Origin of the sequence: Pseudoalteromonas sp. SR41-1 (assembly GCF_014164015.1) — a bacterium.
GTDB classification, from domain to species: Bacteria; Pseudomonadota; Gammaproteobacteria; order Enterobacterales; family Alteromonadaceae; genus Pseudoalteromonas; species Pseudoalteromonas distincta.
Window position 1 is genome coordinate 115,157 of record NZ_JACJEK010000010.1, and the last position, 12,053, is coordinate 127,209.

The 12,053-nt window shown below is 39.2% G+C and carries 12 protein-coding genes and 1 tRNA gene; 10 read left to right on the plus strand and 3 right to left on the minus strand.

Annotated features, from left to right (window positions below):
- Window positions 1–78: 78 nt before the first annotated feature.
- Window positions 79–1,233 carry a serine hydrolase gene (locus tag H5118_RS10725; protein ID WP_024597089.1) on the plus strand — a complete coding sequence of 385 codons (1,155 nt, stop codon included), beginning with the start codon at window positions 79–81 and terminating at the stop codon, window positions 1,231–1,233.
- Window positions 1,230–1,730: a histidine phosphatase family protein gene (locus tag H5118_RS10730; RefSeq protein WP_002963152.1), complete on the plus strand. Its 501-nt coding sequence runs from the start codon at window positions 1,230–1,232 to the stop codon at window positions 1,728–1,730. Before H5118_RS10725 ends, H5118_RS10730 begins: the two co-directional genes overlap by 4 nt.
- 82 nt (window positions 1,731–1,812) lie before the next feature.
- Here the strand turns inward: H5118_RS10730 and yhbY are convergent, their stop codons facing one another.
- Window positions 1,813–2,109: a ribosome assembly RNA-binding protein YhbY gene (gene yhbY / locus H5118_RS10735; RefSeq protein WP_002963153.1), complete on the minus strand. Its 297-nt coding sequence runs from the start codon at window positions 2,107–2,109 to the stop codon at window positions 1,813–1,815.
- A gap of 88 nt (window positions 2,110–2,197) precedes the next feature.
- Here yhbY and rlmE point away from each other — a divergent pair, with 88 nt between their 5' ends.
- The 8 genes from rlmE to H5118_RS10775 all read left to right on the plus strand — a co-directional run bounded on the left by rlmE (window position 2,198) and on the right by H5118_RS10775 (window position 10,287).
- Window positions 2,198–2,827 carry a 23S rRNA (uridine(2552)-2'-O)-methyltransferase RlmE gene (gene rlmE / locus H5118_RS10740; protein WP_002963155.1) on the plus strand — a complete coding sequence of 210 codons (630 nt, stop codon included), beginning with the start codon at window positions 2,198–2,200 and terminating at the stop codon, window positions 2,825–2,827.
- 66 nt (window positions 2,828–2,893) lie between these two features.
- Window positions 2,894–4,837 (plus strand): ATP-dependent zinc metalloprotease FtsH, encoded by a 1,944-nt coding sequence (gene ftsH, locus H5118_RS10745; protein WP_033013425.1) that lies wholly within the window; start codon window positions 2,894–2,896, stop codon window positions 4,835–4,837.
- A 79-nt stretch (window positions 4,838–4,916) separates the two neighbouring features.
- Window positions 4,917–5,762: a dihydropteroate synthase gene (gene folP / locus H5118_RS10750; RefSeq protein WP_182748791.1), complete on the plus strand. Its 846-nt coding sequence runs from the start codon at window positions 4,917–4,919 to the stop codon at window positions 5,760–5,762.
- Window positions 5,762–7,111, plus strand: coding sequence for a phosphoglucosamine mutase (glmM, locus tag H5118_RS10755; RefSeq protein WP_182748792.1), 1,350 nt, complete (start codon window positions 5,762–5,764; stop codon window positions 7,109–7,111). Before folP ends, glmM begins: the two co-directional genes overlap by 1 nt.
- 71 nt (window positions 7,112–7,182) lie before the next feature.
- Entirely contained in the window at window positions 7,183–7,932 is a 750-nt protein-coding gene (tpiA, locus tag H5118_RS10760; RefSeq protein ID WP_002962767.1) for a triose-phosphate isomerase, read from the plus strand.
- Window position 7,933: 1 nt separating this feature from the next.
- Window positions 7,934–8,287, plus strand: a complete 354-nt coding sequence (gene secG, locus H5118_RS10765; RefSeq protein WP_182748793.1) for a preprotein translocase subunit SecG — start codon at window positions 7,934–7,936, stop codon at window positions 8,285–8,287.
- A gap of 80 nt (window positions 8,288–8,367) precedes the next feature.
- Window positions 8,368–8,452 (plus strand) — tRNA-Leu (locus H5118_RS10770).
- Window positions 8,453–8,661: 209 nt separating this feature from the next.
- Window positions 8,662–10,287: a methyl-accepting chemotaxis protein gene (locus tag H5118_RS10775; RefSeq protein ID WP_024594860.1), complete on the plus strand. Its 1,626-nt coding sequence runs from the start codon at window positions 8,662–8,664 to the stop codon at window positions 10,285–10,287.
- A 187-nt stretch (window positions 10,288–10,474) separates the two neighbouring features.
- On the opposite strand, the gene H5118_RS10780 is transcribed toward H5118_RS10775, so the two are convergent.
- Window positions 10,475–10,882, minus strand: a complete 408-nt coding sequence (locus H5118_RS10780; RefSeq protein WP_002962772.1) for a hypothetical protein — start codon at window positions 10,880–10,882, stop codon at window positions 10,475–10,477.
- Window positions 10,883–10,894: 12 nt separating this feature from the next.
- Window positions 10,895–12,025, minus strand: coding sequence for a porin (locus H5118_RS10785; RefSeq protein WP_182675050.1), 1,131 nt, complete (start codon window positions 12,023–12,025; stop codon window positions 10,895–10,897).
- Between the last annotated feature and the right edge of the window lie 28 nt (window positions 12,026–12,053).

Genomic DNA, 12,053 nt, shown 5'->3' on the forward strand with positions numbered 1-12,053 from the left:
TCGTATTGTACGTTAGTCCAAACAAAACTTCATGATATTATCTACATAGATGTAGTTAAAAAGATAAAATTTATAAAAATGAAGTATCTCAAATCTTTATTGTATAGCCTACCTGCTTTGTGTTTGTTGTTTAGCTCTGTGAGTTTTGCAGCAAAAGCAGATCCTGATTGGGATGCATTTGTAAAAAAGTACGGCCGTTATGCGCAAAAAAAACTGAAAAATAAAGGTATACCAGGCGCTGCACTTTCGATTGTAAGTACAAACAACTCAGACTACATCCACACCATGGGTGTAACTAAAACCCGAAATGGACAAAAAGTAAATAAGCATACCCGGTTTAGGCTCGCGTCTGTTTCTAAAACATTTGCAGGCTCGTTATCAGCTAAATTAGCCAATGAGGGTTTACTTAAATTAGATAAAGCTGTTAGCGATTACATAACTGAGTTCAAAGGGACTGTTTATCAAGATGATTTAAAGGTATTTCACCTTCTAAGTCATGCAAGTGGGTTAGTGCCTAATGCGTACGATAATTTGATAGAGTCTCGTATGGATTACCCCAGTATTGTTGAAAAATTACTTAGTGTTAAACCTATTTGCAAACCAGGCGAATGTTACGGTTATCAAAATGTTATGTTTAGCCTTATAGGTAATGTGATATTACAAAGCAGTGGTAAAAGTTACGCGCAATGGTTACGGGAAACTATTTTTGCGCCTTTAAAAATGAGTGATGCCAGCTTAGGTTTTGAATCTATGGTTCAGGATGAAAATTACGCATTACCACACGTGCGCGGTACAAAACGTTGGTATAGCGCTAAGCTTAAAAAAAATTATTATAAAGTGGGACCTGCAGCGGGTGTAAACGCAAGCGCAAATGACATGGCCATTTGGTTAAAAGCCCAGCTAGGGCAATACCCAGATGTTTTGTCATTGGATACTCTAGCAAAGCAAACGCGTCCTTATACACATACAAAAAAAGAAATGCATCGCAGGGTGTGGAAAAAACACCTTAATGAGGCTTATTACGGACTAGGTTGGCGGGTTTATAATTATGCTGATGAAACGCTTTACTATCATAGTGGCTGGGTGCAAGGATATAGAAGCGATGTGGTTGTGTTTCCCCACTTAAATGTTGGTTTTAGTTTAATCGTTAATGCTGAAACCGGCGTAATAAATGAATTAACAACTGAATTTATCGACAGGCTATTAGAATACAAACGAGGTAAAAAAATATGAATAAAATAATATTAGCAATCACTTTTTTAGCCTTGTCATTTAATTGTAGTTTGGCATTTGCCGCACCTGACGAGGTATATTTGTTTCGTCATAGCGAAAAGTTAACGGGGAAAAACCCAGCGCTCTCAGAAGAGGGGAAGGCACGTGCAAATAATTTAGTTACTTTGTTTAAAGAACATCAAAATATACATCTTTTTAGCAGCAACTATAAACGCACGTTGCAGACAGCCGCACCTTTGCAGGCACATTTTAATACCAAATTAAATGTGTATAACGCAGGTGAGCTAGGTGATTTAAAAAATGAGTTACTCAAACTAAAGGGTGTAGTTGTTGTTATTGGGCACAGTAATACGACGCCGCAACTGGCTGAACTACTCTCCAATGAAAAAGTGCCAGCTATGAGTGAGACACAATTTACTCAGTATTTTATATTGCATAATAAGCCCAGAAGTAATGGCACTGATTATGATGTAACGCACCATACAATGAGTTTTTAAATTAAAAAGTGTTATATAACAAAAAACCAGCATCAAGCTGGTTTTTTAATTTAAACGTACTAAATCCTTTAAATAGGATTAATTAGTTACGTGGTAAATGTATTTTTTTCTCAACACTTTGACGATAAAGCACAATAGTGTGACCTATCGTTTGTAGCTTAGTTGCACCAGTTTCACGTACGATTGCTTCAAAAATAAGTGCTTTTGTTTCACGATCATCAGTTGGAACTTTAACTTTGATTAATTCGTGAATTTCTAATGCACTTTGAATTTCGACTACTACGCCTTCGGTTAAACCGTTAGAACCTAGTAAAACTACAGGCTTGAGGCTATGTGCCTGACCTTTTAAAAACTGCTTTTGTTTGTTTGATAATGTCATGTTTATACAAATTTTGCTGAATATGGCTTGAATTAAGGGTATTCTAACGCCATCTAGAGAATATTACTAATTAGTTGCGTGTTAATTTATGACAAATAAAAAACAGTCAGCCAGTTCACAGCGATGGCTGAAAGAACATTTTGATGATAAATATGTTCAAGAAGCGCAAAAAAAAGGCTGGCGTTCACGAGCGGTTTTTAAATTAGATGAAGTACAAAATAGAGATAAGTTACTTCGCCCTGGTATGACCGTTGTTGATTTAGGAGCAGCTCCAGGAAGCTGGTCACAGTATTTGGCAGAAAAAGTAGGTGACAAAGGTCAAGTAATTGCCTGTGACATATTACCTATGGACTCACTTGCGGGTGTTGACTTTTTACAAGGTGACTTTCGTGAAGAAGCTGTGTTAAATGCGTTGCTAAAACGTATTGATGGTAAAAATGTTGATGTGGTACTCTCTGACATGGCACCAAATATGAGTGGTAATAACTCAGTAGATCAAGCGGGTAGTATGTATTTGGTAGAACTTGCGCTGGATATGTGTAGTCAAGTACTAAAGAAAAATGGCGCATTTATTGTTAAGGTTTTCCAAGGTGAAGGCTTTGATCAATACTTGCAAGATGTACGTAATAGTTTTAAAGCAGTGAAAATACGCAAACCTGATGCCTCACGTGCCCGTTCTCGGGAAGTATATATAGTAGCGACTGGATACAAACTGTAGTACAGTTGCTTGGCGTTTAGTTGAATTTAAATTAATTGGATACAAGAGGTTAACCCCTTGAGCGATATGGCGAAAAATTTAATACTATGGCTGGTGATTGCAGTTGTGCTGATGTCAGTCTTTCAGAGCTTTAATGGTGGCGAGCAAGTTGATCGTCAAACAAGTTACACTCAATTTGTTAAAGATGTCCGCAGTGGCTCTTTACAAGAAGTTATTATCGACCGCGGTACAGGAAATATTACTGGTACTAAGAGCAGTGGTGAGCGTTTTCAAACAACGATGCCAATGTACGATGAAGACTTAATAAATGATTTACTTAAAAATGATGTAAATGTGAAGGGTGTACAACCTGAAGAACAATCATTCTTAGCAAGTATATTTATTTCTTGGTTCCCGATGATACTGCTTATAGGTGTATGGATATTCTTCATGCGTCAAATGCAAGGCGGTGGCGGTAAAGGCGCTATGTCATTTGGTAAGAGTAAAGCCCGTTTAATGAGCGAAGATCAAATTAAAACCACGTTTGCAGATGTTGCTGGTTGTGATGAAGCGAAAGAAGATGTTACCGAATTGGTAGACTTTTTACGTGACCCTTCTAAGTTTCAAAAGCTTGGCGGTAGTATTCCTAAGGGCGTACTAATGGTTGGTCCTCCTGGTACTGGTAAAACGTTACTTGCAAAGGCTGTTGCGGGTGAAGCGAAAGTACCGTTTTTTACAATTTCTGGTTCAGATTTTGTTGAAATGTTTGTCGGTGTTGGTGCGTCACGTGTACGTGATATGTTTGAACAAGCTAAAAAAGCGGCACCTTGTATTATCTTTATAGATGAGATTGATGCGGTTGGTCGTAAACGTGGCGCAGGTATGGGCGGCGGTAACGATGAACGTGAGCAAACACTCAACCAAATGCTAGTAGAAATGGATGGTTTTGGTGGTAACGAAGGTATTATCGTTATTGCGGCAACTAACCGACCAGATGTTCTAGACCCTGCATTACTTCGTCCAGGTCGTTTTGACCGTCAAGTAGAAGTAGGTTTACCTGATATACGTGGTCGTGAGCAAATACTTAAAGTACACATGCGTAAAGTGCCATTAGGCGATAACGTAGAAGCGGCTCTTATAGCACGTGGAACACCTGGTTTTTCTGGCGCTGATTTAGCGAACTTAGTAAACGAAGCTGCACTTTATGCTGCACGTGGTAATAAACGTGTTGTAAGTATGGCTGAATTTGACGCTGCTAAAGATAAAATCATGATGGGCGCAGAGCGCAAAACCATGGTGATGAGCGAGCAAGAAAAAGAAATGACAGCATATCACGAAGCAGGCCACGCAATTGTGGGCCGTATGGTTCCTGAACATGATCCAGTTTACAAAGTATCTATTATTCCACGTGGCCGTGCGCTAGGTGTAACAATGTACTTGCCTGAACAAGACCGTGTTAGTCATTCAAAAGAACTTTTAGAATCAATGATTTCAAGCCTTTATGGTGGCCGTATTGCTGAAGCGCTTATTTATGGTGCTGACAAAGTAACAACGGGTGCAAGTAACGATATTGAGCGCGCAACTGATATTGCACGTAAAATGGTTACACATTGGGGTTTAAGTGAAAAGCTAGGTCCATTGCTTTACGCTGAAGATCAAAACGAAATGTATATGGGTGGTGGCGGAAGCCGTGCATCTAGTATGTCGGATGATACTGCTAAAATAATTGATGCTGAAGTACGCTTGTTTTCAGATCGTAACTACCAAAGAGCAGAAGAAATATTAAAAGAAAATATTGATATTCTTCACTCAATGAAAGACGCGTTAATGAAATACGAAACAATCGACGCTAAGCAAATTGATGATTTAATGGCGCGCCAACCAGTGCGTGAGCCGCGCGATGCTCATGACCGCCATGAAGCTAAGCCGGTAAAAGAGCAAGAACCTCAAGAGCCAGTGCTTGATGAAAGTCAAAAAGCGGATGATTCATCGAAAAAAGATGAAACAAACCTTGATGATAAAGCTGAATAATCGTTAAAATAGTTAGTGAAAGCCCCGAATTTCGGGGCTTTTTTGTATCAGCTATTTAGAAAAAGAATAAAGGTTGGCAATGACTAATATATTAAAGCTTCCCAGAGGACGTACGCTCAATATTGAAAAGCCTGTTATTATGGGAATATTGAATGTAACGCCAGACTCATTTTCTGACGGCGGGCAGTTTTTAGACCCCAAAATAGTGCTAAAGCGCGCAATGCAATTGTTAGGGGATGGTGCGCAAATTTTAGACATTGGGGGAGAGTCTACCCGCCCAGGCGCGCCAGATGTGAGTTTGAAAGATGAACTAGCCCGAGTAATTCCTGCTATTAAAGCGATACGTGAGTACAGTGATTGCGTTATTTCAATTGATACCAGTAAAGCACAAGTAATGGAGCAAGCAATACTCGCTGGGGCAGATATAGTCAATGATGTAAGAGCTCTACAAGAAATAAACGCCTTAGAAACGGTTGCGCAGTATGAAGATGTAGCAATTTGTTTAATGCATATGCAAGGGCAACCCCGCAGCATGCAGTGCGCACCTCATTACGACAATCTGTTTGCAGATATAAATATGTTTTTTAGTGAACGTATTAAAGCATGTGAAACAGCAGGGATTAAGTTTGAGCGACTTATTCTAGACCCTGGTTTTGGATTTGGAAAAACACTTAGCCATAACTATCAAATATTGGCTAAGTTTGATGATTTTAACAAGTTAGGTTTGCCATTATTGGCCGGATTATCTCGTAAGTCGATGATAGGTAATCTATTAAATAGAGAAACAAATGAGCGATTAGCGGGCAGCTTAGCGGGTGCGTTAATCGCGGCGCAAAATGGCGCAAAAATTATTCGTGTACATGACGTTAAAGAAACCGCAGACGTACTTGGTGTATATCAAGCCTGCGAGAAAGGAATTGCATAATGAAAGAAAGAAAATATTTTGGTACTGATGGCGTACGTGGTCTAGTAGGAACGCCACCTATTAACCCTGAGTTTGCAATGAAGTTGGGTTGGGCTGCAGGGCGCGTATTATCTCAAAATGGTACTAAAAAAGTCATTATAGGTAAAGATACGCGTATTTCTGGCTACATGCTTGAAACTGCACTTGAGGCTGGTTTAATTGCCGCTGGTATTGATGTTGTATTACTGGGTCCAATGCCGACACCTGCAGTTGCGTATTTAGCGCAAACATTTCGTGCAGAGGCAGGTATAGTAATTAGTGCCTCACATAACCCTTATTACGATAACGGTATTAAGTTTTTCAATGGGCAGGGTCTAAAGCTTGACGATGAAGTAGAGCTTCAAATTGAAGCGATGCTTGATGAGCAAATGACATGTGTTGCTTCAGATAAACTAGGTAAAGCTTCGCGTTTAGTTAGTGCAGACGGCCGTTATATAGAGTTTTGTAAGAGCCAGTTCCCCCAAGGGTTATCTTTAGAAGGGCTTAAAATTGTTGTCGATTGCGCAAATGGCGCTACATACCATATAGCTCCTTCTGTCATGCGCGAACTTGGCGCTGAAGTTATAACACATGCATGCGAGCCTAATGGCGTTAATATAAATCATGAATGTGGCGCTACTCATGTAGATACCCTTAAACGCAAAGTGCTTGAATTTAAAGCTGACGTAGGTATTGCATACGATGGGGATGGCGATCGTGTAATGATGGTTGATCATAATGGTCGTGTATTTGATGGTGACGATTTAGTTTATATTATTGCTTGCCAAGCTGCCGAAGATGATATGTTGGGTGGAGGTGTAGTTGGCACTGTAATGTCTAACATGGGTCTTGAAAATGCTTTAAAAGCAAAAGGTATCGAGTTTGCTCGCAGTAAAGTGGGTGACCGCTATGTAATGGAATTACTACAGCAAAAAGGCTGGAAAATTGGCGGTGAAAGCTCAGGCCATGTATTAAATTTAGATTTAATTAGCACGGGTGATGGCATTATATCAAGTTTGCAAGTACTTGCAGCTATGGTTGCACAAAACCGTACACTACAAGATTTGGGTGCTGGTTTTACTAAATATCCAATGAAAATGATTAACGTGCGTTATACCGCTGGAACAGATCCGACAAAAGCGCAAGAGGTACTTTCAGCTGTAGCAGAAGTTGAGCTTGCTTTAGGGGACAAAGGCCGAGTTTTACTGCGCAAATCAGGCACAGAACCTGTTGTTCGTGTTATGGTTGAAGCCGAGCAAGAAAAAATTGTAATAGACAGCGCTCAAAAAATTGCAGCTGTTGTAGAATCTATGAGCAAACAGACTGATTAATAACAATAACCTCTTGTAACTTTGGGCGAGAAAAGTTAATATCTCGCCCGCTTTCTAATGTGGAGTGGAAAATGGCAATACGCAAGGCGATGGTCGCAGGCAACTGGAAAATGAATGGTTCGTTAGAGCTAGTTAAACAAATGTCTGATGCTATTAACGATGTAAAATCACAAGAGATGGACATTGTTTTATTTCCTCCATTCCCACTTGTACCTGCGATGATAGCTAGTGGTGTTTCTACAGGTGCTCAAACTGTTTCTGAAAATACACCTGGTGCGTTTACCGGTGAAGTAGACGGACAGCTTCTAAAAGACTTAGGTGCAACTTACGTACTCGTTGGTCACTCTGAACGCCGCAGTATTTATAACGAAAGTAATGAAACTGTCGCTGAAAAGTTTGCTAGAGCACAAGAAGTTGGGTTAACACCAATTTTATGTGTTGGCGAAAGTGAAAGTGAGCAAGAAAACGGTCAAACCGAACAAGTAGTTGCTGCACAAATTGATGCAGTAATTGAAAAATTAGGTGTAGCAGCACTGAAAGATTCTGTGATAGCATACGAGCCCGTTTGGGCCATAGGCACAGGTAAGACTGCATCGCCAGAGCAGGCACAAACTGTTCATAAATTTATCCGTGATAAAATTGCTGCACTTGATAGCACTTTAGCACAAGGGCTTTCCATCTTATATGGTGGTAGCGTTAATGAAAAAAATAGCGAATTATTATTTGCACAAACAGATATAGATGGCGGCTTAATTGGCGGCGCAAGTCTAAAAGCAGAATCTTTTTCTGCAATCTGTAACAGTGCAAAAGGGACTGTATAAGATGTACGAAATTTTATTAGTAGTTTATTTAGTTGTGGCTTTAGCTCTAGTTGGAATGGTTTTAATTCAACAAGGTAAAGGCGCAGATATGGGTTCTTCATTTGGTGCTGGTGCTTCAGGCACGGTTTTTGGTTCGTCTGGTGCTGGTAACTTTATGACAAAAACAACCACAAGCTTAGCAACAGTATTTTTTGTTTTAAGCATTGTGCTAGGTAACCTAACTGCAGGTCAAATTAAAAAGACTGACGAGTGGGAAAACCTAGAAGCAGCTCCTGCAGTAGAAACTGCAGTTCCTGTTGAAGAAGATGTTCCGGTAACATCTACGAAAGAGCAAAGCTCTGACGTACCGAACTAATTTAGCGTAATGCTATCGTTAAACGATTTATACTCCTCAAATAAATCATATGTTTAACAAATAAGCGAAAGCTTAAAAATGCGGATGTGGTGGAATTGGTAGACACGCCACCTTGAGGGGGTGGTGCTTTCGGGCGTGGGGGTTCAAGTCCCCCCATCCGCACCAAATTTAGAAACCAGTAACAGAAATGTTACTGGTTTTTTTGTGCCTGCGATTTAAATTGAATGTTATTTGTACTTTCTTTTTTTAAAGGGCAATTAGTTATGTAGAATTTTGAATTGTTTGTAAAAAAAACTAGAAATTTTACAAATTTAGTTAACACTTATGAGTAATAAGCCGATAATAGATTTAGACAATAAAATAAGGTATTCACAATGGCTTCAGGCTTCACTTTTCAAAATCTCAGCATAAGTAAAAAAATACATGCGATTACGAGTATTGCTGTCGTTGCATTTTTAGTGATTGTTCTGATCAACTATTTTGCTATGAATGATAATAGAATTGCACTTGATGAAATGGAAAAATCATCCTACAAAGTTGTTAAGTTAACATCTGCTAATGTTGGCATTTTAGAGAAGCTGGACGAACTTTACACCCAAGCCGTAACATTTGGTGAGCAAGATTTAGTCGAGAAAGCATCTGACACATACAAGCAACTTGAGTTGAATATTATTGCGATAGAAAAAATAAATGCCTCTTACATTCACAGTGACACTAAAGAGCAGCTCGCAAATTACGAAAAAATATCAGCGACTATCGCAAATGGCATGGTAAATGGAACAGCAGATTTTAGTAAAATTCAACAACAAGCACAGAGGAAAACAGCGCTTTATAACGATGTCCTAGAAAAGTTTAAGGCAGCACAAGTCAAAGCTGACGATCGTTTTTTTGAACTTGTTGCAAGCACAAAGGACCGCTCTGATTACGCCCTTACGTTAATGTTAGTTGTTTCTATTGTATCGCTTATTTTATTGCTCTTTATGGCTATTTGGATAGCTAAGCGAATTGCTTCTTCGGCAAGTGATGCGGCAAATAATTTAAGCTTATTAGCAAGCGGTAAAGGCTCGCTAAGCACTAAATTGACAGTTAACTCTGAAGATGAAATAGGTCAAGTATCTATAAACTTCAACTCTTTTATTGGCATATTGAAAAAAACGGTGTTAGAAATTATCGCGGTTTGCGAACCGTTAATGGAAAACTCTACTCGTTTAGTGCAGGGGATGGAACAAGCGGAGCGTGCAACGACTAAACAAACCACTGATGCTGAGATTGTAAAGCAATCAATGGAAGAGATGAAACAGAGTGTAGGAGATATCTCTCAATCAGCTGCAAGTGCTTCTCATGCAGCGCAAACGGCAGAGAAAGAAGTTGAGCAAAGTAGAACTCAAGTACAAACATCAGTAACCGCTTCTCGTACGTTAAGTGATGAGATTAATCACGCTGCTACAACTATCAATAAATTAGCAGACGATACAAAAAATGTGTCGCAAATATTAAATGTTATTACATCAATAGCGGAGCAAACAAATTTACTTGCACTTAATGCTGCCATTGAGGCTGCCCGTGCTGGTGAGCATGGCCGAGGCTTTGCTGTTGTTGCTGATGAAGTTAGAGAGCTTGCATCGCGAACTGCTCACTCTACAAATGAGATTCGAGAGCTGTTGACTACTTTAACTGAAGCGGCTAACGAATCAGTTACTGCAATGACGACTGCAAGAGATATGGCTACAGATAATGCAACTGCAGCAGAAAAAACGGGTATTTCTATAGAGAAAATTGCAGAGCAAATGTTAGAAATAAATGGAATGAACTCACAAATTGCTGCTGCCACAGAAGAGCAAACATCAGTTGCTGCTATGGTTGTAGAAAACGTGACAAATATGCACGTATCATTTGAAGATACAATGGACTCGCTAACGGCTGTGAGGGATGTAGCTAAAAACCTTCATTACCTTTCAGATAACCTATTAGATGCCACGGCTAAATTTAAAATTGAGTAACGTAGCTAAATCAATTCGAAGTAATGCTTATTCAATTTGAGAGGGCAGATCAGACGCTAGCTGTGTTAAAATTTCTATTGAACAGTTTTTCTCCCTCAAAATATCTTACTTAATTGAGCGAATTGTTATTAAAGTTTAGTTATAAAAAACCACCGATTAGGTGGTTTTTTTAATTTAATAATAGCAATTAAAAGGTAGCTATCACTTTAACTTTGTCAGTTGCTTTACTGCTATCTATATAGCCGATTGAATCACCATTAGCGGCAACAAAGTCAATGACAGCTTGATCTGAATCAAACTTTTCAGGCGGTGTTCCTTTACCTGTAAAAACAAGTTTTGACCAATAGGCATTTAATTGGCTGCTCGATTTACCTACCACTTTAGAATTGAATTCATCAGCAATAGCGGTACCGTTTTGAGTTGCTGGGTTGACCTTATTGCCGTTATCAAACGACTTGGCCTTTCCTAAGTAAATTTTCTTAATAGTCTCTGCATCAAGTGCATTTGCATTACCAGGATTTACAATTACTGCAACTTCAGCCAAAGCACCGAAAGAACATAATGAAAGCGCACTAGCGAGGATTAATTTTTTCATATTCCGCTCCAATTAAAATACTAAATCAACACCAACGGCTACTACATCCGTTTCAGTGTCAGTGATGTCATCATCAAATCGACTGAAGTCAATTTTAAATGCAGCAGAAGGATGGAAGTCATAACGTGCGCCAATTGTGTATACGTTACTCTCTGCACGCATGCTCTCTAGGGCAAAGTTCACTGTAGTATTTAATAAAGGAATTGATTCAAGAGTATTAAAACGTGATGAATCATGTTTATCATCATTTTTTTCATAGGTGAAGTGAACAATAACATCGTCTATACGATAACCGGCAGAGGCATAGTATTGTGATTGTTCAGCCAAAATACTTCCCTCTACTTCAAACTGTGTATATTCAGCATCAAATAAGAAGTTATCATAGTCAATAGAGAAGCCAATACCAACAAAAGTTGTTTCATCTTCGTCAGTAATCAGATCATTTGCTGTGCTCGTTAAACCGTTAGTATTAAGTACTTCAACAAGTCCAATTAAACCGCTGTCATTAGATGAAATGCTTGTGTCGGCCACAATATATGCAGCTCGTGCACTGAACCAGTCGTATGATAGGCTCCAGTTTATACCGCCTAAATTATTTAACTCAGCAGGTAAGCTATCTCCAAATACATCTATATCGCCATCAAAAGCGCCATAAAACCCTTGCAAAGTAGAGTCCCAATCTCCTAATTGATTGTTGTAAACAACACTCAAGCCTTCATAAGTCGAAAATGGGATACCGTATACTGAGCGAGGTGGACGTACCCAGCGATAAGCATAGCCAACATCCAAGAAATCTGAGTATTTATAGAAAGGAACACGCATTTTACCAGCGCTAAATTGCAGTTCATCGCTGTATTCATAAGTAACATATGCCCATTCGAATGTGGCGTCAAAGTCGTCCTCTCCACGCGCAATAATTTGAGCCGTAGCCGTTAGCTTCTCTTGAAGATCAGCAGATAGTTGTAAAGCGAACTTACTCTCATTTTTAAATGAGATATCATCGTCATATCCGTATAAGGTTTGATCACTGTCTAGGCTTTTACCACCCACTATAGATGCAAAACCATTAATACGTACTTCAGCGCTTGCATAGCTAGATGCAAGTACAGCACATACAGCTACTGCTACAGATAGCTTTTTCATATGTATTTCCTATTTGTTATTTAGATGT